The 24,477-nt window shown below is 48.3% G+C and carries 18 protein-coding genes and 2 pseudogenes; 8 read left to right on the forward strand and 12 right to left on the reverse strand.

Annotated features, from left to right (window positions below; translation table 11 throughout):
* Positions 1 to 12 precede the first annotated feature (12 nt).
* Complete coding sequence (locus K0335_RS17120) at positions 13 to 726, forward strand: phage baseplate protein (RefSeq protein WP_000179445.1); 714 nt, start codon at positions 13 to 15, stop codon at positions 724 to 726.
* 94 nt (positions 727 to 820) lie between these two features.
* Here K0335_RS17120 and K0335_RS17125 read toward each other — a convergent pair whose 3' ends face one another.
* The gene (locus K0335_RS17125) at positions 821 to 2,041 is read right to left on the reverse strand and encodes a tyrosine-type recombinase/integrase (RefSeq protein WP_000023114.1); all 1,221 of its coding nucleotides are present in this window, start codon (positions 2,039 to 2,041) and stop codon (positions 821 to 823) included.
* A gap of 241 nt (positions 2,042 to 2,282) precedes the next feature.
* On the opposite strand from K0335_RS17125, the pseudogene K0335_RS17130 reads away from it, so the two are divergent.
* The 4 genes and pseudogenes from K0335_RS17130 to K0335_RS17140 all read left to right on the forward strand — a co-directional run.
* Positions 2,283 to 3,071, forward strand: a pseudogene (locus tag K0335_RS17130) (integrase); the annotation flags it as partial.
* Between the two features lie 118 nt (positions 3,072 to 3,189).
* Positions 3,190 to 3,774 (forward strand): pentapeptide repeat-containing protein, encoded by a 585-nt coding sequence (locus K0335_RS17135; protein ID WP_231825843.1) that lies wholly within the window; start codon positions 3,190 to 3,192, stop codon positions 3,772 to 3,774.
* Between the two features lie 32 nt (positions 3,775 to 3,806).
* Positions 3,807 to 4,010, forward strand: a pseudogene (locus tag K0335_RS22525) (GyrI-like domain-containing protein); the annotation flags it as partial.
* Between the two features lie 147 nt (positions 4,011 to 4,157).
* Positions 4,158 to 5,894, forward strand: a complete 1,737-nt coding sequence (locus K0335_RS17140) for a metallophosphoesterase (protein ID WP_219393951.1) — start codon at positions 4,158 to 4,160, stop codon at positions 5,892 to 5,894.
* Between the two features lie 220 nt (positions 5,895 to 6,114).
* On the opposite strand, the gene codA is transcribed toward K0335_RS17140, so the two are convergent.
* The 9 genes from codA to K0335_RS17185 all read right to left on the reverse strand — a co-directional run bounded on the left by codA (position 6,115) and on the right by K0335_RS17185 (position 19,342).
* Positions 6,115 to 7,398, reverse strand: coding sequence for a cytosine/isoguanine deaminase (codA, locus tag K0335_RS17145; RefSeq protein WP_002432459.1), 1,284 nt, complete (start codon positions 7,396 to 7,398; stop codon positions 6,115 to 6,117).
* Complete coding sequence (codB, locus tag K0335_RS17150; protein WP_104920489.1) at positions 7,388 to 8,647, reverse strand: cytosine permease; 1,260 nt, start codon at positions 8,645 to 8,647, stop codon at positions 7,388 to 7,390. The genes codA and codB overlap by 11 nt, the downstream gene beginning before the upstream one ends.
* A 272-nt stretch (positions 8,648 to 8,919) precedes the next feature.
* Positions 8,920 to 9,813, reverse strand: a complete 894-nt coding sequence (locus K0335_RS17155; protein ID WP_001096404.1) for a DUF4434 family protein — start codon at positions 9,811 to 9,813, stop codon at positions 8,920 to 8,922.
* Positions 9,813 to 12,782 (reverse strand): phage receptor, encoded by a 2,970-nt coding sequence (locus K0335_RS17160; protein ID WP_219393953.1) that lies wholly within the window; start codon positions 12,780 to 12,782, stop codon positions 9,813 to 9,815. The genes K0335_RS17155 and K0335_RS17160 overlap by 1 nt, the downstream gene beginning before the upstream one ends.
* Positions 12,772 to 15,006 (reverse strand): cyclic di-3',5'-guanylate-activated glycosyltransferase NrfB, encoded by a 2,235-nt coding sequence (gene nrfB, locus K0335_RS17165; RefSeq protein ID WP_219393955.1) that lies wholly within the window; start codon positions 15,004 to 15,006, stop codon positions 12,772 to 12,774. Before nrfB ends, K0335_RS17160 begins: the two co-directional genes overlap by 11 nt.
* Positions 15,007 to 15,302: 296 nt before the next feature.
* Entirely contained in the window at positions 15,303 to 15,785 is a 483-nt protein-coding gene (locus K0335_RS17170; RefSeq protein WP_000039762.1) for a hypothetical protein, read from the reverse strand.
* Positions 15,778 to 16,584 (reverse strand): transcriptional regulator, encoded by an 807-nt coding sequence (locus K0335_RS17175; RefSeq protein WP_000289858.1) that lies wholly within the window; start codon positions 16,582 to 16,584, stop codon positions 15,778 to 15,780. Before K0335_RS17175 ends, K0335_RS17170 begins: the two co-directional genes overlap by 8 nt.
* 358 nt (positions 16,585 to 16,942) lie before the next feature.
* Positions 16,943 to 17,629: a LuxR C-terminal-related transcriptional regulator gene (locus K0335_RS17180; RefSeq protein ID WP_000521992.1), complete on the reverse strand. Its 687-nt coding sequence runs from the start codon at positions 17,627 to 17,629 to the stop codon at positions 16,943 to 16,945.
* 483 nt (positions 17,630 to 18,112) lie between these two features.
* On the reverse strand, positions 18,113 to 19,342 hold the full coding sequence (locus tag K0335_RS17185; RefSeq protein ID WP_219393957.1) for an amino acid permease: 1,230 nt from the start codon (positions 19,340 to 19,342) through the stop codon (positions 18,113 to 18,115).
* A 243-nt stretch (positions 19,343 to 19,585) separates the two neighbouring features.
* On the opposite strand from K0335_RS17185, the gene K0335_RS17190 reads away from it, so the two are divergent.
* Positions 19,586 to 20,767: an acetyl-CoA C-acetyltransferase gene (locus K0335_RS17190; protein ID WP_000665972.1), complete on the forward strand. Its 1,182-nt coding sequence runs from the start codon at positions 19,586 to 19,588 to the stop codon at positions 20,765 to 20,767.
* A gap of 4 nt (positions 20,768 to 20,771) precedes the next feature.
* Here the strand turns inward: K0335_RS17190 and K0335_RS17195 are convergent, their stop codons facing one another.
* Positions 20,772 to 21,707 carry a LysR family transcriptional regulator gene (locus K0335_RS17195; RefSeq protein WP_000741904.1) on the reverse strand — a complete coding sequence of 312 codons (936 nt, stop codon included), beginning with the start codon at positions 21,705 to 21,707 and terminating at the stop codon, positions 20,772 to 20,774.
* A 109-nt stretch (positions 21,708 to 21,816) separates the two neighbouring features.
* Here K0335_RS17195 and lysA point away from each other — a divergent pair, with 109 nt between their 5' ends.
* Positions 21,817 to 23,079: a diaminopimelate decarboxylase gene (gene lysA, locus K0335_RS17200; protein WP_104920486.1), complete on the forward strand. Its 1,263-nt coding sequence runs from the start codon at positions 21,817 to 21,819 to the stop codon at positions 23,077 to 23,079.
* A gap of 14 nt (positions 23,080 to 23,093) precedes the next feature.
* Here lysA and galR read toward each other — a convergent pair whose 3' ends face one another.
* Positions 23,094 to 24,122 carry an HTH-type transcriptional regulator GalR gene (gene galR / locus K0335_RS17205; protein WP_046080646.1) on the reverse strand — a complete coding sequence of 343 codons (1,029 nt, stop codon included), beginning with the start codon at positions 24,120 to 24,122 and terminating at the stop codon, positions 23,094 to 23,096.
* 12 nt (positions 24,123 to 24,134) lie between these two features.
* Between galR and K0335_RS17210 the strand changes: the two genes are divergently transcribed.
* Positions 24,135 to 24,434 (forward strand): hypothetical protein, encoded by a 300-nt coding sequence (locus tag K0335_RS17210; protein WP_104920485.1) that lies wholly within the window; start codon positions 24,135 to 24,137, stop codon positions 24,432 to 24,434.
* Positions 24,435 to 24,477 lie beyond the last annotated feature (43 nt).

Consider the following 24,477-nt stretch of genomic DNA (forward strand, 5'->3'; position numbering starts at 1 on the left):
AAAATTATTATTATGGCGACCGCCGGGATTTTAACCATACGTGCAGCAAATACTCCAGAACAACACGTTCAGGCTGTTTACAAAGCAGAACAAGATATAAACTCTACAAAAAACGAAAATAGCAAAGCTAATAAAGCAAAAGGGGAGAATGGATTTGCTATTGTTACCAGTGGGCTGGCATCTTCTGGTAATGACGTTTATGAAAATTATATGGCACTGGCCTTTGACAGTGTAGACGATGTGAACGTAAAACGTCAAGCAGATGTTACTAGCTATCCTGTAGAAAATGGTGCTACTGTGTCTGATCACGTTCAAATTAAAAACAATAAGTTTTCTCTTAAAGGGCGTATCTCTGAAACACCGATTAAAAGCGATCCTGGCTTGTTAAAGAGTGCAGGGGTGAACGGGAACAGAAGATCATTAGCTATCGACTACCTGAATCAGATTATGGACAGTAGACAGCCTTTTCTTCTTGTTACAGAAAATAAAACTTTTGAGAACGTTGTTTTAACAGGCATCGAATACACAGAAGAGGCAAGCGAATCCCTGGTATTTGATTTGGAATTTGAACAGATCAGATTAGTTTCTTATGCCACAGTAAATACTGTAGCTCTCAAAACACAGGCATCTAAAAATATAGGGGTTCGTACGAAAAAACGTGTTAACACTGAAGATCAAAGTAGTGAAGGTGAAGACACTATAACTCCTGCCTTTAAACAGGAATAGCCGTAAACGCCTCTAAAACGCTCTGTAACGATGTAATTATAAAAGAGGCTACCAATCTATGTTGAAGCCTCTTTATTGCGTCTATGGCGTTGTTTTACGCCTTAAAATCAATATTTAATTCATATCTTACCAACTCTACATATTCAGCTAATTCCTGAATACTTGCCCCTTGCGAGTAAGTGCGAAAGGCTTCTGTTTTAGCTTTCTGTTCTGTGTGTCCGGTAATGGCTCCGATCCTAGTTTCCTGTACTCCTGCACGATCAAGACAGGTGATAAACATCCCGCGCAGGCTGTGGAAGCATTGACGCTCTGTAGCTGTAGGTAAGACACTACGACGTAAACGTGAGAACGCTTGACTATAAAACGGCCCCTTTTTACCGTCGATTCTCTTTATCTTATTAGCTTGAGGAAACAGATATTCACCGTAGCTATGCTTTAAGTATTCATCAACTATAACCGATAGTTTCGAATGTATCGGAACGTGTCTGATCCCTGCCTTAGTCTTACTCTTGCTGATATAAAAACAGCGTATTCCTTCCACTGTTACAACCTCTGACTTTTTCAGGCTGGCTAGTTCGTCTAATCTGCATCCTGAAAACAAGCCCATTAAAATAATATTTCTGATCTCCGGCTCCGCTGCATCAAGTAGCTTTTGCATCTGTTCCGGTGTAAACGGTTGATAGCTCTCAATTGTGCGTCTAGCTTCCAAATTGTGACCGTGAAAGGGGTTATCAGATGGTATTCCGTCATAGCGCCGTTTACCAAACTCATAAAGTGATCCTAAACACGTAAGCCAGTTTTGACGAGATTGATCGGCGGCTCCTCGTTGCTTCTGGTCATCTAAAAACACTGTTACAAGCCGTCTGCCTATCTTCTCAATATGAATATCATCTTTCTGAATACTTTCTAAAAATAGCTCAACGGCTCTAGCTAGTTTCTGTAGTGTTGAGTAAGATCGGCGATCTTTATAGCTTTCTGTGTATTCATCACGTAATAAACACAATGTAGGGGTTGCATAACCACGTTTTACGGCTCTTTGTGTGTTTTTATTAGCCCTTGCCTCTGAATGTAATGATTCAATAGCTTGTTGTAATCTCTTTTCAGGGCTATCCGGGTTATGTTTCCGCTTTAGTTCCTCCCATTCTAGTAACAGATGGTTTCTGAATCTTCTAGCTTCGTTAAGATCTCGTGTAGATGTAGTCTTTCGCCACATCCGATACGGGTAAAGGTGGCGTAGGTATTTAGGAACAAAAATCTGAAACATCCAGATTCCGTCCTTTCGTTGGTAAAGATAAGCCTGGCCCTTGATTGACACGATAATGATCCTCTATTATCACGCAATCAGTTACATAAGCTGATCTCAATAGTGTTATCTGACAGCAGGTTATAAGGGGTTTTCTTCGATTCCCTTCGCCCGCTCCATGACCATTCTTAAAGTCTACTAACTTACTGAATCCTAAGGGATACGGCTTAAAGCCTTCCGATAGTTTTACTCACTGTAACCAACACTGTGACTAACTTTGTTGAAGTAGTGAGCAGACCTAAGGTCTCAGTACATGCTCAATTCAAGAACCTACCTTTATCAGCGTAACGGTGTCTTTTACATCCGTCTCAGGATGAAGACCACTGGTCGCCTGACCGCTTCGCTTCCTTCTCACAACCGGTATAAACTAGCGTCAGTATCACTACGGACTAAGGACAGACGTACCGCTATGGCTCACTCACGGCACATCAAGTCAGCACTTAAAGCAATACACGCAGACAACCCTAGCGCATCATATGAGGAACTACGGGAGCACCTGAAGACCATTGTTGAGTGGGAACTTGGTGTCAGCCGTGATGACCTGAACGACCCGGAGTCCTACCAGCTTTACGTTGACCAGTACGACGACATCAAGTCCAACCTTCGGGAAGCTGTAGCGACTGAGCGTCTGACTGTAGACCAGCATCGCTATATCAATGACGTTATCGGTGTACTTAAAGCCTGTCAGGATAGACTCAAGGGCGATAACTCTGGCCTGTTGTCTTACCTTGAGCCTGAGACTGGCAGTCTAAGACCGTCCGTCTCCCTATCTGTATCATCGGAGCCTGAAGTCCCTGAACCTAAAGCACTGACCCTCGCGTCTCTCATTGAGCAGTACGAGCAGGAGAACGCCCAGAACTGGAAGCCAGCGACCCTAAGCGAAAACCGAGCGTCACACTCTACGCTAATCGAGATATTCGACTATCTGGATATTCAGGATGTCGGCAAGGCGACCCGTGCAGATATGCTTAGGGTCCGTGAAGTCCTCCAACAGCTACCGAAGAACCGCAAGCAACGCTTTAAGTCTATGCCGCTATCCGACCCCTGAAGATACCGAAGTCAGTGGGCTCCCTGGCGCTGTTGATAATAACGAAGGCAAGAAGTATACGTCTTCTCTTTATGCATTCCGTAAGCTCAAAGCATTGATCTCCGATCAGTCAGTGAGTAAGTCTGTAAACTGGACAATCAGTCTTGACGTGAATAACTGCCTGAAGACAACCTTTCATTTCGGGAATGTGGTCATTGAACACCAGGCAATACAATTAAGCTCTACTGGGGAACGACCTGATCTGAGAGGTGCAGACCTGAGAGGTGCCAACCTTAGTGGGGCCAGCCTGTTGGGTGCCTGCCTGTACGGTGCCGACCTGCGCGATGCCAACTTGCACGGTGCTGACCTGCGTGGTGCCGACCTGCACGGTGCCAACCTTATCCGTGCCAACCTTAATGGTGCCAACCTTAGCGGTGCCGACTTGTGTGGTGCCAGCCTTAGCGGTGCCAGCCTTAGCGGTGCCAGCCTGCGCGGTACCAACCTAAGTTTTGCCAGACTGCACGGTGCTGATCTGCGCGATGCCAGCCTGTACAGTACCGACCTGCGCAGTGCTGACTTGTGCGATGCAGACCTGCGTAGTGCCGACCTGAGTTTTGCCGACCTGCATAATGCCAGACTGCATGGTGCCAACCTGCGCAATACCAACATGCACTGTGTCAGGCTGTACGGTGCCGACCTGAGTTTTGCCATAGTGTAAGGTGCTGAACTGCACAGTGTCAGGATGTACAGAGTTATAACAGAAGGCGCGGCTGGTCTGGGTTCGGTATTGCGCCTTACGATCCCAGCTTAACGCCGCCAGACGAATCTGAGTTCCATTTGTGCGGCTCGGTAACCGCACCGATTTCGCAAGATAATCGCTTCGGGGTAATAAATAGTGAAATTCCGGCGGGGCGATGCGCAGTATTGCGCCATCAGGGAGCGCATGAAGTGTTAACCAGGCTGAAGGGATTCACCGATTAATTATGCCACACCGGGATTAGTGGAATTTTGTTATCCAACAATAAGAATGAGCTATTTTTTATAGCCTTTATGCCGAGAGCTATCTGAAAGTGGGTAACTTACAACAGCAAGGAGGTTCCAATGAGTAATCTGTCACTTCAACCCTATCAGCAAGCTCCTGGTTGGAATACCCTGGAGCGCCTTAATAAACAGGAATCTTCTGTGCCGTTACAGGGCCAGGCGGTAGGTGAATTTGTAAAAACATTGCTCAAACAGGATGTTAAATTGAGTTTGCTTGAGCGGTTTCTTGATTTTTTCCAGGGAGGACGTAGGCGGGAAATCCAGGAGGCTCCTGTTTTACTCAAAGCGACAAGTATGTTGAAAAACGCATCTGATGCCGAAAAGAAGGTGGCTCTTGAAACATTCCAGATGCAGGGCGTGCATGTGGCAAAGGGACGCACTTCTCTTGCAGAGGCAGCCGGAGCGGCCCTGGATTTGTTGCAGAAAAATGACTGCGGCGGGTTCAGCCAAACTCTGCGGATAGAGGCCAGGGACAATGGTTTACAACAGGTGACTGTTGATCCAGGGGTGCCTTATCTCGGAGGATGTTCTTTTGAAGCGGTGACGGGAATTACTTCAACGGAATATCTTTCTGGCGTGCGAAAAATGCCGCTGAACCTCTACGCCGGAAAAATTCCTACCCATGACCCGGTCAACTTTCCCTCCAGCCTGCCCGAAGTGGCATTGGGAGATCTCCACGGAAATGCACTGTTAATGCTTCACCAATCTATTACCACCGGACATCTGAAGGTGAAGGACGAAGGTGCATTTACCAAATTGCAGCAGGCCTACCACTCTGGTGATAGCGCGACATTCAACAAGTTACTGCCGGATGCGGTGAAAGCGGGAGCAGCCCAGGGGCGCATGATTATGGTGGGCGATGTGCTTGCCGACCGGGGATTGAGTGACTTTTGTTCATTAAATGTGCTGGCGCAAATGGATAAACTCGGTGTGAAATATGATGTTTTGCTGGGTAACCATGACCTTGCTGCCTTTGGGCAGTGCCAGTCCCTCGTACCGGCGTATACCCCGGATGCTAACCCGACACCTGCTGCACCGTCGCCCGCGATTACCTGGGCATCAGAATCGATGAGGGGACCCGCTGTGGCATCTTTACCCCGCTTTGATTCTCCTGATTATGCTGCAAGCGTAAGTAAAGATGGCTTTAAGAGCGTCGGGGAGGCAAAAGAGGCATACACCAAACTGATGAATAAAGCTTACATTCCGCATCTGCATCTGCTGCAACCTGCCAGCGTCGGAGCGTTCTGTTACAGCCATGCACCTCTGACGGGGGATGCATGTAAAACTCTGGTGCCGCTGATGGAGAAGGAGCTTGAATCGCAGAGACGTCCTGTACCACAAAAATCAGATGAAATGACCTCCACGAATCTGGCTCATATGGACAAGCTATTCCTGAATCTGATGTTTAAGGATGATGGCGTGACGATGATAAACGATAACTGGAATAAACTGTTCGCGGCTGCCGTGGATGGGGTTAAGTATTCCTCAATCAAAGGTTTGCCAAAACCTAAAGAGGATGTCTGGCTCTTTTTAGGCCAGATGGTATATCGTCAGGCGAATCTGGCGGATATTGGTTTGACGAAAGAAGTGAAAAATGAAAACGGTGAAATGGTGAAAGAAGTACTGGACACACCTGACGGGATGATCTCGGTGCATGGGCATACCAGCGCAATTGGCAAGGAGAGTTATGCCACGCTTGATGGGATGGGCGGTAAAATTGGGTCCGATCTGATATTTGATCGTAATGTCCATGTGGCAACTACGTTGAGTGGACAGAATAATTCGTTTCATCCGTAACAAGTCCAGGACTTCCGACATTTTGCAATGCCGGGAGTCCCGCTTCCAGAACTCTGCAAAACTAAGATCCTGCGTATCGCCAGACGAATTTGAGTTCCATATGTGCGGCGCGGTAACCACACCAATTTCGCAAGATATGAATTTTATTGAGTATTAATGCTTACAGCCACTGGCGGTGTACTAACAATCAACACAGACCAGTGGCTTGTTCACAAGGCGATCAACGTTTGTAATCGATGTCTTCCGGCTGATCCAGATACACCGTTGTTTGTGCCGGTTGCGTGCTGGCAATCACCTTACCACCACGTACCGAATAACGTACCGGAACCTGACGGCGCAGCGCATCAAACCCATTTTCAGCCGGCAGGATAATCAGGTTGGCGCTGTTTCCGGCGACAATGCCGTAATCCTGCAAATTCAACGTCCTGGCGCTGTGGTGGGTGATCAAATTCAGGCCGTCGTTAATCTGTCCGTAGCCCATCAACTGACAAACATGTAGCCCCATATGCAGCACTTGCAGCATATTCGCCGTTCCCAGCGGATACCACGGATCGAAGACATCATCGTGACCAAAGCAGACGTTAATGCCGGACTCCAGCATCTCTTTAACGCGCGTAATACCGCGACGTTTTGGATACGTATCGAAACGCCCTTGTAGATGAATATTGACCAGCGGGTTGGCGACAAAGTTAATACCGGACATTTTCAGCAAACGGAACAGGCGCGAGGTATACGCCCCGTTATAGGAGTGCATTGCCGTGGTGTGGCTGGCGGTGACTCGCGCGCCCATGCCTTCACGGTGAGCCAGGGCGGCAACGGTTTCGACAAAGCGCGACTGTTCGTCATCGATCTCATCACAGTGAACATCAATGAGACGGTCGTATTTTTGCGCCAGGGCGAAGGTTTTATGCAGCGACTCCACGCCATATTCACGGGTAAATTCAAAATGCGGAATCGCCCCCACTACGTCAGCCCCTAAGCGTAACGCCTCTTCCAGCAACGCTTCACCGTTGGGATACGACAAAATCCCTTCCTGCGGGAAGGCGACGATTTGCAGATCAATCCACGGCGCGACTTCCTGCTTCACTTCCAGCATTGCTTTCAGCGCAGTCAGCGTTGCGTCCGAAACATCGACATGGGTACGCACATGCTGAATGCCGTTGGCAATCTGCCATTTCAGCGTTTGCCAGGCGCGTTGTTTCACATCGTCATGGGTTAATAACGCTTTGCGCTCGGCCCAGCGTTCAATGCCTTCAAACAGCGTGCCGGACTGATTCCAGTTCGGTTGCCCGGCGGTTTGCGTGGTATCCAGGTGAATATGCGGCTCCACAAACGGCGGTAAAACTAAACCTTGCTCGGCATCCAGGCTGTTTTCTGTTACGGGCATCACGCCGGATTGCGCATCAATGGCGCTGATTTTTCCGTCCTGCAGATGAATCTGCCACAGCCCCTCTTTGCCGGGTAACCGGGCGTTAATAATTGTCTGTAAAGCGTTATTCGACACTGTTAGCCTCCACATGCGTCATTGCAGCTGTCGTTTTGCGATTCAAAATCGGGTTAAGGATCAGATAACTCAGCGCGCCACCTAATACCGCGTTGACCGGAACAATCCCCGGTAACCAGTGGCCTGCGCCAATCCCCAGCGCGACCGCCAGAATCGCCACCCAATTGACACTCATCATACGCGTGGTCGCAAAGTGCTCATAGCGGCGACGGTTCATCAGATAGTCGGCGATGATCACGCCACCCACCGGAGGAATAGCAGCCGAAAGGAAAGTCAGCCAGCCGACAAAATTGTTATACAGCCATAAGGCGCAGACTGTGCCGATAATACCGTTGATTACCGAAAGGGTTTTGCTCGACATACCGGTAATGTTGGCGAAACCTAAACCTGACGCATACAGTGCGTTATCATTGGTGGTCCAGATATTTAGCCCCAGCACCACAATCGCGGGCAGCAGCAAGCCCTGAGCAATCATCACATCAGAGATATCCGCCATCCCCAGTGCCGCAGCGCCTGCCGCACCGAAAATAAACATCAACGAGTTGCCGAGAAAAAAGGCCACCATCGCCACCAGCACCGCCAGTTTGGCATTGCGACCAAAGCGGACAAAGTCAGCGGTGAGCGTACCCGCACTGATAAATGACCCCACAACCAGCGCCAGCGCGACATTGAAATCTAACGGTTGTGCGGGAACGACCGCTTTTAATGCGTTCAGGCCGCCCATGTCGTTAACGGCCAGCCATACGGAATAACTGCCAAGGCAGGCAATCGCCGGAACCGCAATCACCGAAAGTACCGTCAGCGCCGAAATGCCAAAGAAGACGGTGACGGTCATCAGTAAACCGGAAACGGCAATCAGCAAATTAATATCCAGCCCGGTTGCCTTGCCCACCGGAATAGCAAACATCGCCACGCCAACACCGAACCAGCCGACCTGAGTGCCGCCCAGCAGCAGTGAAGGCAGCCATGAGCCTTTAACACCAAACGAGAAGCGAGCAAGAAGATGGGTGGTCAGGCCGGTTTTTGCGCCAATGTAACCAAGAAATGAAGTGTAAATACCGAGGAGAAGATTACCGATGAGGACTGCGAGGAAGAAATCATGATAGCTAAGACCGGTTCCGAGAGTGCCGCCGGTCCACATACTGGCGGAAAAAAAGGTTAATCCCAGCATGACGAACGTCAATGCCAATACCCCTTTCCGCGCCGACTGCGGGACTGGTCCCTGGCTAAAGTTGTTATCTTGCGACACGAAATTCCTCCGTTTGCTGTTTGAAACCCAAAAAATCCGCCGCATTCTATTCATCTGAAGATAAAAAGCAATCGTTTTCGCGGGTGAATATATTTTTTATATTGATGAATAAGGATTGGAGGAATTGTATTTATCTATTAAAAATCATCGGATAAGAGGTTAACGACAAAATTTCAAAAGGCTGGAGATATTACTGGGGATGATAGTTTGATGAAATGACGGGAGCGGAAGTGATGACTCAGCAACCGCCCCATTAATGGTTAAGATATCAGTTAGTTGTATTCCATTATTCCCTGTGCCGCAGGTAAATAGCGCAGCGAAAAATAGAGTGAATCTTTGCCACAAGAAGAATGTTTTGCCATCAGTGTGGCGATCTCCGCCGGTGATTTTGGTTGCGCGGAGAATGTTTTACCTTTCCCGGCGACAAATAACTCATAAACGATACCACTGGCAGGTGTTACGTTTTGGCAGCCCGCACTCGCCGTCAGATAACGTTCCCGCTGGGCAGCGGTTAACTTGCCGACGCCGCTGCCATCCTGCACCCACACCTTCACCCCGGCGTCATGCATCTCACTAAGTAATTGACGATAGCCGTCTGGCGACATATTACCGGCAAAAAAACTGCTAATGTAAACAGGTTTATCGGCTACAGCTTGCAACATCTGACGGCTATCCTTCAGCCATTTGAGCAAGGGGGCACGCACGCTAACATCACGCCAGTTCAGGTCGTCAATTTCGGCGCTGATATACCAGCCATCAGGCTGAAAACCTGCCTGACTCATCCAACGCTGCGCCTGCTGAATATCTGCTGCCCGCAAGTGGTTAAAGTAATTTTCCAGTGCGGCAGGTGACTGTTTTTGATGATGAAAAAAGTCAGGATCAGCGTTTAGCCCGACAATCACTTTTAAGCCTGCCCGCTTTGCCGCTTCTGCCCGGTGGATCAAGTTTGTGCGCTCTTGTGGTTGTGTAAAGGCGTCACCGTAACGTGTCCATTGCACAACAAGGGTATCAAAACCTTGCTGGTGCAGAGCATTCATTAATGATTGCCAGTGTGCATCGTTAATCTGCATATCACGGTTTTGTGGCTGCCAGAAAATACCGGTCATTGCTTGCGAAAATGGGTTTACCAACAGCAAAGTAAACAATAGAGTCAATAACTTAGCCATTACCAGCGAACTCCCAATGTCAGGAAGGCATTATTGCGCTCCCCGGCTGATTGATTAATGGTTTTGAATGTATGTTGATACTCCACGCCAACACTGATTTTATGCGGCCAGGCGTTATAGTGACTCTCACCAGTCCAGAGATTCCAGCGCAGGCCAACGCCACCCACCTGTGTTCCCTGAGTATCTTTACCCCGATAGCCATTGCCCTGCACATGGGCATAAGGTTCGAGAGTTTGCCCATATGCCACTTTCTGGTGCCAGCTCACCCGGTAGTCTGCCGTCCATGCCTGACTGTCCTGACGAATATAGTGTGCCGCATCAAGATAGAGGTTTTGTGCCATCCAGCCTGGGCCATTGGGGTGCCATTCATCACTGTATTTACCGTCATTAAACAGTGACGCACTGGCACGTAACATTGTGTCAGACTCGCCATGATGTTTATCGAGTGGCAATTGTTGTTCAACTGCAAGGAAAAACACCTGGTTTCGTAACGGTTTCCAGCACAGTCCGGTGGCTGAAATTGGGTTCTTCACCGGCATTACCACGCCGTTACTGCCAGTATCGGCAAATACCCGGCTATAAGCGGCAAGGAGATCTCCATCGAGCAATATATTGCGTCCGATACGATATTCCGCTTCCAGTTGCCCGTAGCTGCGGTAGCTGTGACCCGGAGATGAACCACCAAGATTATTATTAGCAGAACTCATCGCCCCGGAACGCAAACCAATCGATGTATCAAAATTAAAACTCCAGCGACGCGCCACATCTTCATGCAGGCGACGGAAATTGAACAGTTGCTGATTCTGCTGCGGGCTAAGTGAATCAACCTGGGCCTGCCAGGTAATATCGTCAATCACTTCGCGGGCATAAAACTGTGTTTGCGCAATATCGTTCAGCCGCTGATTAACATACGTCAGCTGCTTGCGAATCGCCGGATCATCTGGCTGTGCACGATGGGCTTTCTCCAGTATTTCTCGCGACTGGGCGATATCACCGTTATCCCAAAGTGCATACCCAAGTGCGGCCTGAACAGCGCTGTTATCAGGCTCCAGTGCCAGGGCATGACGCAAATCGCTTATCGCTGCAGAGATGTTTTTTTGCTGACGATAAATACGAGCGCGGGCAGCAAAAGCACGGGCGCTCGGGGTGATGGCAAGGGAACGGTTTAAATCTTCCATGGCTTGTGGTGATTGCTGCGCAAGGTAACGCTGAGCGTGCAACCACCAGTATTGCGCGTTGTTAGTCAGCCCACGTTGCCGGGCAACCTTAAGCCAGTGATCGCGGGCTTCGCTGTCACCTGCCGCCTGAGCTGTGGTGGCGGCAGCCAGCAAATCCTCACTCTTCAATGCGTTGTCGCTGATTTTTTTCCATGCCTGAAGTGCCGTCGCGTAGTCCTGCACCTGATAAGCCTGGTATGCAACACCACGGTGACGCCAGTCATCGGGCTTTCGCTGTTGCGCTTGTTGCCAGGCGTACAATGACAATCCGGGGAAATCGTCACGATAGCACTGGGCCAGGCGGGTCCAGGCTGTCGCATCGTACGAAGGTGACATATCACCTAATAAATTACGAACAGCCTCGCAATTGTCGGCAATTCCTGGAAACTGGCTTTGCAACTGACGCAGGGCAGGGGATGACAGCGGTTGTGTCAGGCTTGCCAGTTTCAATGGCGTAGCTAGCGACGGCAGAGACTCAAGTAACTGTCCCAGACGCACCATCAACGTTTGTGTTGTCGCGTTCTCATCATCAGAGAAGGGATAACGCTGTAACAGTAACCGTGCGGCTTCTTTGCTCTGCCCGTTTTGTATAAGTTGCCATGTCAGACGATCGAGATTTTGTAGATCCGGTTTATCGGCGTACATCAGCTTCGCGAGTTGCAATGCTTGCTGGCGGTTATTAAGCGCCAGACTGACGCTATAGCGCTCCTCTGGCATTTCCCCGGCAGGTAGCAAATCCAGGATACGTTGTGCACCGATGTAATCCCGCTTTTTAAGCAGTTCGGGGAGTGTTGTGCCAACCACATAGCGACGGTTTTGCGCAAACTGCACTGGCTGATGCATCAGCGCCTGTACCGGTTGTTGGCTGTAGTGCGTAAGCAAATACAGCCAGCTTTTCTCCTGTTCAGCATTCAGGAAAACTGGCTGATTTTCTGCCAGATAGTGCGCCAGCCGAGCCGTTTCTCCGCGTTGCGCCAGCGTAGAGGCGTAATCAATCCGCCTTTGTGGATCGTTAAAAATCCCCTTAGCTTGTAATGCCAGTAAGCGGTCATCCAGTTGTCCGGCAATTAATACATCAAACCATTGCTGGCGCTCAGCAGCACTCAGCCTGTGTGGGGCGCGGGCGAACAGACTTTCTGCCAGTGCCCAGTCTTTCAGGTAGATTGCCCGGTGCAGAAGGTCGCGGCGCAGGGCTTTTCCCTGTGGTGAGGTCGCGAAAGTTTTATCCTCAAGCTGCGCATTAGCAATGTCGAGCAATGCCAGGCGCAGTGCATGTTGCCCGACTTCACTACGACACCCAAGGCCTGGTACGGCATCACAACTTTTTTGTAACGCCCGTAACTCCTCCTCAGAGTTAACAGGTTTCACCTCCACAGGGATCGCTACAAGTGCTCGTTTCAGGCGCGCATCTCCTGGTTGATGGCGCAGCTGCTCGCTAAGCAACTGGCGGGCTTGTTCATTGTGACCAAAATGGCGATAAGCTTCGGCAAGATACAGCGTCAGCGGAATGTTGTCGGGAAGCTGACGATGAATATACTCAAATTCACGCAGGGCTGTTTTTTCATCATTTTTACGTTGTGCTGTCAGCGCCTTTTCCAGTCGTGGATAAATAACGAAATGGCGATAATCGCTGATACCAAGTTCTTCAGCACTGGTGCCTATATTCTCTTCTGCCAGCGCACCACCGCTTAGCAATGCGCTCATCAGCAGACCAGACAGGCCGATAATCCGGCAACGATTATTATCCTTCATGATCTGTCTCCAGTTCTGCAATCTGCATTGTGGTTAACCCAGCCGCCTGTAACAGCGACTGCATTGAAACTTGCAAATTTTGCTGAATGCTCAGAACGCGATCCAGTGTCTCCTGACTGATCACGCCTTCCGCTACCAGAAATGCGCCAAGTGGGCGATCACTGCGTTCGTGGCGAAGTAGCAGGGCGTTAATGGCTGAACGATTGATATGCCCAAGCGTTGTCAGTACTTCAGCAAACAGAAACTGATGCTGTACAAACTGTTGCCAGATCGCGGTTTGTTGTTGTGGCGTTAACCAACGACGCAGCACCGCCTGCTCGAGCAGTTCGCGGGCATCGCGTCCACGACGGCGTGCGTACCAGTGGCGTAACCCCGTGACCACCTGGCCACGTAACACAATTACATAGCGCACCTGGCGACCGGTTTTGCGAGACAATGCTGCCAAAGAGACAGGATCAATCCCGTCTTCGCTGCCTACTACCAGAACATCATCTTCGATGCGCAGCGGTAACACTGCGTAATGCAGTGCCACACTGGCGGGGATTTGTTCAATCAGATAACGCGGGATCTGCCACGCATCAACGGATTCCCAACCGACTCCGTTTTGTTCCGCCAACGCCTGAGCCAGTTGTTGGGCAGTGATAAGTCCTTGCATCAACATTGAACCACCGAGACGCAGACCCTGTATACGATTCGTCAAAGCCTGCTCCAGTTGCGCTTCGGTAATAACATGATTCTCCAGCAAAATCTGGCCTAACGGGCGTAACGCTCGGTTTTCTCCGCTTACGCTGGGAAAATCGTGAGTCGTTTTATCCCATGCTACCCGACGCGGATCGCCATGCTGAAGTACCTGTTTTAGCGCGCGCCAGTTCGCCATAAAGTTAATCAGGTTACCCCAGCACAGACGGAGTACCGACAGTATTCCTTGCGTCAGCCCATAATAGCCAGTGACAAAAATCACCCGTTGCACAATGCGATTGACCATTAAGGCAAAATTCATCCACAACAGCGTTGTAAATGCGGCACTGTCGGTAAAAATAGAGAGAAAATGCCAGGCATTGGGCCAGAAGGTTTGATACAGCATCAAAAGCATCAGCTGGATAAAAACCAACATGGCAATAAAACTAATGAAATTGCTGATAGCCCCTTTGCGGTCACGCCAGAGGAAGTAATTGAGAATCAGGTTGGAAGTCCACTTATGGGTTTTGAATCCCTGAAAGACAATACCAATAATCCAGCGCGATTTTTGTCGCACTGCCGTTGTAAACGTGTCCGGGAAATACTCACGCACACAGATCATATTATGGGTACGTTTACTCTGGAATAACTTACGTGGTTCACCCGTTTTGCCGTCATCCACCACCGGAAAACGGACAAAAATCTCACTCATGCCCTTTTCTTTAAGACGAAAGCCAATGTCGTAGTCCTCGGTCAGACTCTGTACGTCAAAGGCAATGCCATCACCGTCAGCCAGCAATGCTGAAATAGCCCGGCGGCTGAAACAAGTACCCACTCCCGCGCTGGGAACTTGCCCGGCCAGAGCTTCGCGTACCGGAACATCCTTGCCGTGCAACTCGGAAAACTCATCGATGTAAGTCATGCTGGTGAAGTGTGTCCATTTCCGTTCGAATGGATATACCGGGATCTGGATAAGATCCTTACGATCTACCAGATAATTGAACAGCCGGAGTTCCATGGGCGAAATAACATCTTCCGCGTCATGCAAAATAAACCCGGCAAAGGCAAATTTGGCGCTGCGTTCAAACTGGGTGATGGCGTCCAGCACATTATTCAGGCAATCAGCTTTACTGGTTGGACCGGGACGGGCGCAGACCACCTTGTGCACGTTGGGAAAACGTGCACAGACTTCATCCACATCACGTTGGGTATCCGGATCGTTTGGATAGGTACCAACGAAAATATGGTAGTTTTCATAATCCAGCGTTGTCGCTGCCAGATCGGCCATATTGCCAATGACACCCGTTTCATTCCATGCAGGCACCATAATGGCTAATGGTTTTTCATCCGGTTTATACAGTTCGCGGTAATTCATCCGTGGGTAGCGGCGATAAACGCTCAGGCTACGTTTTACGCAACGCAGCCAATAGACAACATCAATAAAGAGATCGTCCAGGCCACTAATTAACATCATTATCGCTAATGCGATCGCGATAAACTTCAACCCATACAACCAGGTTGAAAAAAGATCGAGAAGCCACTCCACGCTATTATCCTGTATCACTAGTGATTATGATAAGCGTGAATATATTAATGTTTTTTATAACGTCTGACAGCCCGGAACGAGGTAAAAAAATAATTATAAGAATGCGCTTTTTCTTACACTACTGTAATTTTTTTACACTCTTTTATTATTTGATTTAAATACATACAATATTGTGTGTGGTTTGTTTCTTATATGTTTCCATTGTTTTAAAATAAATGCAAAAGATGTTGTATTATTATGTGAGGAAATAAGAATTTATCTCAAATATTGGTGTACTACATTGATTGTAAAATATCTTATCGTGCGCAATAAAAGAGCGGCCTTTTACCAATGGTAAATAAAAAACCACGCTCCCCCTGATTAAGGATGGAATAACTGACATTTTCGTTCGGATAGACATAGAAGTCCGGGAGGATACTGGCAAGCAGAGCGTCTGGTAAGGTTTCCATGCCTTCATATTTATCGATTTTTGTGGAATGCAGGTGATAGACGTCCTGATTTTCTGTCCAGTCGTAAGAAACATCGCGTCTGATTATCCCTTTCGGTTTGTCGTCTTGCAGATAATTACCACTGACTGCAACAACACCCTGTTGTTTTTCCAATGAATACATAAAATTTAGCGTGATATTGGCATGAACATTTTTATGATATACCACCATCGATATTGAGCATTCTTCTTTATAGGTATGCTCGAAGCGTAAGTAGTGGTATACCAAAGCAGCACCCATACCCAGAAGGCAGCAAATCGCGGCGCAGAGAATGATATATTTTTTACTCACCGTAAGCCTCGCGAAATGAGAGTGTCATGCAGCCAGGAACAGAATGAACAAGATAGTCTTTCTTACAAACTAATACTGCCAACCCTGGATCGGTTTTTGAGAGTGGAAGATAAACCCAGGGATATTTTTTACAATCCAGTCCGGTACGGGTGATGAGCGTTTTGATTCGCGCAAAATTATTGTCACCATCATGGCTGTCATCTTTAACATAGAAATGACAACCATTCTCTTGCTCGAGCAGTTTGTAGTCCGCGAAAAAGGGCGTGGTTTCCCCGGAATGCCAATAAAAATGCATTCCGGTAGCGCCAACAATAAAGGCTAAGAGCATGATAAAAACCAGAGATAAACGCGACATCAGAGATATTCGTGGTTGCTGATGCTCATTTACGGGTAATAACAATTCCTCTGCATTACCTGTCTGTTCTTCTTCTTGCTCTTCTTCAGGGAAAAGTTCGTCTGAAGCCATGCGGACAATCTTAACGCCCTGCTCAATCTTAAACCCTTTGCGCGGTATGGTGGCTATCAGTGTTTGTTCCGTTTCACCTACCGCTTTCAGCCCCCGACGGACAATGGAAATATTCTGGTAAAGGGTGTTGGTCGGAACATACATTCCTTCATCTTCCCACACTTTTTTGAAAAGTTCTTGTTGGGAAACGACATCAGGAGAGGCTTCAAGTAAAAGAAGCAGACAACGACTGGCTGGTGACGTTAATACAACATTAAGCTCAGGGTTTCTCCGGGAAATGAGCTTTTTACTCGCGGGTCTAAATTCAATAAACTCGTTAATAATCCAGTACATATATACGTCACAAGACAGGTTGATAAAATTAAATAACCCGGAATATCTCTGAGTTAATATAGCTATTATTGCATATATAGAAGTAATGCTGATTGTTTTTTTACTTGTACTCGTCATACATGCAACTTGAGGTATGACAAGTATAATTAATAATGGTACGAATGCAGGGAATTATTGGACTATACTCTAAATAATTCAAGTTGCAGGAAGGCGATAAGCGCGTGAATTCCAGGAGCTTCCTAAAGTAAGTGACTGGGGTGAACGAACGCAATCGCAGCACATACAACTTGAAGTATGACGAGTGCACAACCCGCTTTGGCGTAACCAAAGCGGGTAAGCATTGAACGTAACAGTCATCTCAGGCGAGGACGAGTTCGGCCTTCCTTTTTTCTGTCGGAAGTGGTGATGGTTGTTCACGAGTGACCGGATGAGAGTCGATAAACAACGAGTTGAGTTTACGCCCCATTCGTTTCTCGATACGCTGTTTATAGGCATAGACACTGCGGATATCTAAATCCAGATCCTGAGCGATATCTTGCGGGTCGCTACCACGTATCATGCTCCCCATGATCTTAAATTCCATTTTCGTCAGCGTGCTACCTTTGGCAAAAGATAAAAAACGACCGATAAATAACTGACGAATTTTTTCATTGGCAACATTCATGCTTTCATTGTGGTAAATGACCGCAGAGACTGCCGGATGGTTTTTACGCCAGTAATTTGCCAGTGGCTGCATATTACGATCGGTGACCAGAACGATTCCCATGGATGAGCTTGCCAGATAATTTATCCATTCATCATCGAGAAATAAACGGAAAAAGCTTACTGAAAAATCAACAAAGATATAGCCATTTAATCTGGCATTGTGATTTTTATTCACGATGCCATCGATGATTCCGCGATTAAAATACAGGCTGTCTTCCGGCCATGTACAGAAACAGGCATTCGCACAATATTCCTGACGTGGAGATTTCTCTGGCATCATTGCACAATGCAGTGAGCAGCTGCTGCACATCAGATTTTTTAACTTAATATCAAGCCCCATATTAAGAGCCTCCCTATCCGAAGATGATTTGCATAATTTCACTCACCAAAAGGTGTGTCAATGCACCACTGAATTCACTTATACCTAAGTAAATTTAGCAAAATAATAAAATTCTCAAAATCGGCTAATAGCCGTATTCTATTACTCTTTAATTAAGCTCGATATCAACAAATGCTCATTTTTTAAATTGAGTATTTTATTGTGTGCCGTAAGACTTTTTTCCAGGAAAAAATCTTTATGATAATGCGATGAGTATCACTTTTCCCTTAATGTTGTCAGTATATTACCTGGGTAATCTTAGCTTCGCATCTTAAATACTCTTAATTACATCGAATTCGCCTGGTTAAGATGAATTATATTGATTTTGTTATGTTTTTTTGTGGGATATAAGGCTGGTTAAGATGAATGTTATTAGGGGTGAGAAAATTCGCGAATAAAAGATACGGTTCAGACGTAGGTTTCGTCTGAACCGTTTTTGTTATGTTAACCGAAGAACATCACAGACACACAAAGTAGGCCAACAATCAGAGTAATCAGATTACCCAGCGAGCGATGTGGTTTCAGTGCCGGAATCAAATACGTTGACAGCGTCGGCATGATAAACAAAATCATCGCAATCAGTGGTCCGCTGATGGCATAGATCATCGAAATTGCATTGGGATTAATGCAGCAGACGATAAACGTAATCAGTGAGATCACCAGAATCGACATGATGCGGTTAAATGCACGACTTTTATAGATGCCAATTTTTTGCAGCGAGTTGTTCATCACTTCCGTTGCACCTTCAATAACACCAAAATAGGTACCAAGGAATGACTTCGACATGGCAACAACGGCAACGATAATGCCAGAAATAGAAAGCCAGGCGGGCGCATTTGGCATCATAGCAAGGGCCGATAATATGGTTACCCCTTCATTTTTAGCTGTTTCAATATAAGCCGGTGGAATGGCCAGCAAGCAACTAAAGACAAAAAATAGTACGCTCAGGCAGATGATAAGATAAGCCACCTTCATTATTTTCTTACATTTATTCATCGCCTGTTCGCCGTATTTCTCCTCTCTGTCTATGGCAAAGGTAGAAATAATCGGCGTGTGACTAAAAGCAAACACCATTACCGGAATAGAGATCCAGATTTGATGAATCGTCTCTTTATCCACTGTCATTTGCCCGGTTAGCAACGTCGGTTGCCAACTGCCGGTGAGATATAACGACAGAAATAAAAAGTAGCCAATGAGTGGGAAGACTAAAAAGCCCATGACCCGAATTGTGGCATGGCGGCCCATCAGGAAGATCAAATTCAGAATCAGCACGACTGCCAAGCTGACTAACATGCGGATACTGAAATTGATCTCGATATGTTTTGCCAGCTGCTCAGTCAATGAGTTGGTAATGGCAACGGCATAAATCAAAACCACCACAAAAAAAGCAATGAAATACAATGTGGTAATTAAATTGCCGATTTTCTTTCCATAGTAATGCGTTACCGCGCCAGTAATACCTTCGCCAGCTGAAGTGTGAGATGAAAGGATGAACTGGCACAATGCTTTATGCGGCCAGTAGGTTAGTGGCCAGGCGACCAGGGCAGTAATAAACAGTACCACAGCTCCCGCAGAGCCGAGCTGAATGGGAAGAAACAAGGTTCCTGCTCCAACGGCAGTACCATAGAGTGCGAAACTCCAGAGAGTTTCATCTTTTGACCAGATTTTTGACATTATTTGAATGTTTCAACCATAAATTAAACAAAACGGAGCGGAATTTATCACAAACTGAGCATGATGTGGGAGATTAAAGGATAGAACTCCATTGCTATGAGCTTTCTCTGGCTTGCCGCATGACACGAAGATGAAAGTGGAAATGTAAATATCTTGTGATAAAAATCACCGTTTTTGCACAAACAAGATAACTGTCATTAACAATAATCTATTATTGCCGGGTCAATTTGTGCAGAGGTCGTAATGAAAGAGGTCGTGATAGTCGGGGCGTTGCGCACACCCATTGGATGTTTTCAGGGGGCGTTGTCACGTCATTCTGCGGTCGAGCTGGGTAGCCGGGTAATACACGCCCTGCTGGAAAAAACAGGCGTGGATGGCAATGCCATTGATGAGGTGATTCTGGGGCAGGTACTCACTGCCGGAGCAGGGCAAAACCCCGCCCGACAGTCAGCAATTAAAGGTGGCCTGCCGAATACCGTCTCAGCTATAACTATCAACGACGTTTGCGGTTCCGGTCTGAAAGCGCTTCATCTTGCCACTCAGGCAATCCAGTGCGGCGAGGCTGATATCGTTATTGCGGGCGGCCAGGAGAATATGAGCCGCGCGCCGCATGTATTGACCGATAGCCGAACTGGTGCGCAACTTGGTAACAGTCAACTGGTTGACAGCCTTGTGCATGACGGTTTGTGGGATGCGTTTAATGATTATCATATTGGCGTGACGGCGGAAAATCTGGCGCGTGAATATGGTATCAGCCGTGAGTTACAGGATGCATACGCCCTGAGTTCCCAGCAAAAGGCACGTGCTGCCATCGATAGTGGCCGATTCCAGGCTGAAATCGTACCGGTAGTCATCGAACGTGAAGGGCAGTTGCTGCGGGTCGATACCGATGAACAGCCACGTACCGATGCCAGTGCAGAAGGGCTGGCACAGCTAAATCCTGCTTTTGAGCAGATGGGCTCGGTCACTGCGGGCAATGCTTCTTCTATGAATGATGGCGCAGCGGCAGTCATGATGATGAGTGAAGCGAAAGCCCTGGAACTTAATTTGCCGATCCTTGCGCGTATTCGTTCTTTTGCCAGTGTAGGGGTTGATCCGGCGCTGATGGGGATAGCCCCCGTTTATGCCACTCGTCGTTGCCTTGAACGTGTAGGCTGGCAGCTCGCGGATGTTGACCTGATTGAAGCAAATGAAGCTTTTGCTGCTCAGGCATTATCGGTAGGGAAAATGCTGGAGTGGGATGAACGCCGGGTCAATGTTAACGGCGGTGCAATTGCTTTGGGACACCCTATAGGCGCATCGGGTTGCCGAATTCTGGTTTCCCTCGTCCATGAAATGGTCAAACGCAAAGCGCGTAAAGGGCTGGCGACGCTTTGCATCGGCGGTGGTCAGGGCGTGGCTTTAACGATAGAGCGCGACGAATAAGCCGTTAATGTTGCTTTGCACCTTGCAGGATGGCATCAAGTGAAGTTACCAGGCCCTGTAAGCTGGTTTGTAAGTGTTCACTAAAAGCATCGACCAGTGCAGAAGAGGGGCGGTGCAAGGGGCGAATCAGACTTATTGTGAATGGCACGGCAATACTAAAACGACGTACTTCCACGCCACTGGCAGCATAATCCAGCGCAGTGAGTGGGTTTACGACAGAAACCCCAGCACCTGCACGTACCATCGCACATACTGACGCGGCACTGTGTGTTTCAACGACCATCCGCCGTTTCACCTGATGCTCTGTAAATAAACTATCCAGCAACTGACGGTAACTGTCAGTGCGGGAGAGACTGATATAGTTCTCTCCCTGAAAATCCTGAGGCGTTAAACAATGTTTTGCTGCCAGCGGATGCCCCGGCGGTAAGACGCAGACTTCATCCAGGGAAAGCAACTCCGTACGCTCAGTTCCCGCAGGCGTATGCAGCGTTTCTGTTAATCCCAGATCGTGACGTTGGGCAGATAGCCACTCTTCCAGTAACGGTGACTCCTGAGGAACAACATTTAAACTGACATCCGGGTAGCGGGCGAGAAATGGCTGCAATAGCGGTGGTAGTAAGGATTGGGAAAAAACTGGCAGACAGACAATAGAAAGCTCGCCCTGACGAAATTCACGCAGGCTTTCTGCCGCACTCACAATGCGATCCAGCCCATACCATGAACGTTGCACTTCTTCAAACAAGCGCAAACCTTGCACCGTTGGGTGTAAGCGTCCACGTGTTCGCTCAAAGAGCTTTAGCCCGAGCAATTTTTCACACCGTGCCAGTTCCCGGCTGACCGTCGGTTGCGAAGTATGCAGCAAACGAGCCGCTTCGGTCAGGCTTCCGGCGGTCATCACCGCGTGGAATATTTCTATATGACGTAGAGTGACGGCAGCCATTATTTTCTCCAGCATTAATCCATATCATTTTTGCATAGACTTACGAAAAAACGATATTTTTTATTCGGTTTTTCCTGTGGCGTAATCATAAAAAAAAGAGGAGCCACAAATGCCACACTTACTGACCTGTGCTGCCAGTGATTTGACCGCTGAAAATCTGCTGACACTGCCTGCCGAATTTGGTTGCCCGGTATGGGTATACGATGCACAAATCATCCGCCGACAGATCGCGGCACTGAAGCAGTTTGATGTGGTGCGCTTTGCCCAGAAGGCATGTTCCAATATTCATATTCTACGTCTGATGCGTGAGCAAGGAGTGAAGGTTGATTCTGTATCGCTGGGCGAGATCGAACGAGCATTGGCTGCCGGGTACGATCCTTTGACTTCACCGGACGATATTGTCTTTACCGCTGATGTGATTGATAGCGCGACTCTGGCACGGGTCAGCGAGCTGCGTATTCCGGTAAATGCCGGATCTGTCGATATGCTGGAGCAATTAGGGCAGGTTTCGCCAGGGCATCGTGTCTGGCTGCGGGTCAATCCTGGCTTTGGTCACGGGCACAGCCAGAAAACGAACACCGGCGGCGAGAACAGTAAGCATGGGATTTGGCATACCGATCTGCCTGCAGCACTGGCAGTGATTGCACGCTATGAGTTGAAACTTGTGGGGATTCATATGCATATTGGTTCCGGTGTCGATTACGCGCATCTGGAACAGGTCTGTGGGGCTATGGTGAGTCAGGTCATTGAGTTTAGTCAGGATCTGGAGGCGATATCTGCTGGTGGTGGATTGTCGATCCCGTATCGTGACGGCGAAGAGGCCGTGGATACCGAACACTATTTTGGTTTGTGGAATGCTGCTCGTGAGCAAATTGCTCATCATCTTGGGCATCGGGTGAAGCTGGAAATCGAACCAGGACGTTTTCTGGTAGCACAATCCGGCGTATTAATCGCCCAGGTACGAAGCGTGAAACAGATGGGGCGTCGCCACTTCGTGTTGATTGATGCAGGATTCAACGACTTAATGCGCCCTGCAATGTATGGCAGTTATCACCGAATTACTGCACTGGCGGCAGACGGACGATCATTTGACAATACGCCAGTGGTGGAAACTGTAGTGGCGGGGCCGTTGTGTGAGTCCGGCGATGTTTTCACGCAGCAGGAGGGGGGCACTGTCGAAACGCGTGAACTTCCACAAGTTGCGCCGGGTGATTATCTGGTATTGCATGACACGGGCGCCTATGGCGCATCGATGTCATCGAATTACAACAGCCGCCCGTTACTGCCAGAAGTACTGTTTGATAATGGTCAGGCGCGGTTAATTCGTCGTCGCCAAACTATTGAGGAGTTACTGGCACTGGAGTTAATCTGAGTGCCAGCTTGTGTTCAGTTGCTGGAAGCTGAATGATTGGCTTCCAGTGGCGGCGTCACGGAGTGCCTGCGCACCAGGGTAGGGATGAAAACGTGCGTGACTTCCGGGAGCGGACGTTTTTCTGCCAGCGCCAGTGCCAGTTCTGCGGCCTGGGTTGCCATCGTCACCACTGGATAACGCACGGTGGTTAAGCGTGGGCGGACGTAGCGTGATACCAGTACATCATCGAAACCAATCAGTGAGATCTCGCCAGGTACGTCGATGCCATTGTCATTGAGAACACCCATCGCGCCAGCAGCCATTGAGTCGTTATAACAGGCCACGGCAGTGAAATTTCTTCCCCGCCCCAACAATTCAGTCATCGCCTGTTCACCACCACTTTCATCTGGTTCACCAAATGTCACCAGCCTGTCATTCGCCGTAATACCGCTTTCTGCAAGGGCGTCGTAATAACCTTGCAAACGATCTTCGGCGTCAGAAATGGAATGATTAGAACAGAGATAGCCAATCCGTGTATGGCCCTGCTGAATTAAGTGGCGCGTTGCCAGCCATGCCCCGTAGCGATCGTCCAGGGCGATGCAACGATTCTCAAACCCAGGAAGAATTCGGTTGATCAATACCATCCCCGGCATTTGTTTCATTAATGACGCCAGGTCTTCATCCGGGATCATTTTGGCGTGTACGACCAGTGCGGCACAGCGATGGCGCATTAGTTGCTCAATAGCCTGGCGCTCTTTTTGCTCATCGTGGTAACCATTACCAATCAGCAGAAAATTGCCGGTGTTATAGGCCACCTGCTCAACCGCTTTTACCATCGCACCGAAAAAGGGATCGGAAACATCACCTACCACCAGACCGACAGTTTCAGTTGCCTGTTGGGCCAATGCACGTGCATTAGCATTTGGATGGTAGCTGAGCGATTCCATTGCGCTTTGCACCGCAATCCGCGATGCTTCGCTTGCTTTTGGGGAACCATTAATAACGCGAGAGACGGTGGCGACTGAAACACCAGCCAGTCGGGCTACATCCTTTATTGTCGCCATGAAAATACCTTTGTGGGTAAACGCTTACATTGTGCCAGTGTTACGGAAAATGATGGCGTGTTCAAGGGGCTTACGGCGCGGGGAGAAGGAAATGTGCGTCATATCGTTAAAAGTAAGACAGAAACCAGAGAATACAAACCTTTGGTTACACTTTGCGATGTGCTGTTGCGATTGTGTGCTGGTGACAACGAAGCGCGGCTTGCTACATTGGAGATCCCAGAGGTATTGATAGGTGGTGTCAACTATAAAGTTGACCACTTGAATTACACCAACCTGCGCAGATGCGCAGGTTTTTTTTATGCATTCATGTAACTGTAACAGTAAGCGATAATTTACACACCTGGTTGCATTTCCC

This window comes from Escherichia sp. GZ89 (assembly GCF_019366485.1).
In the GTDB taxonomy this organism is placed as follows: Bacteria; Pseudomonadota; Gammaproteobacteria; order Enterobacterales; family Enterobacteriaceae; genus Escherichia; species Escherichia fergusonii.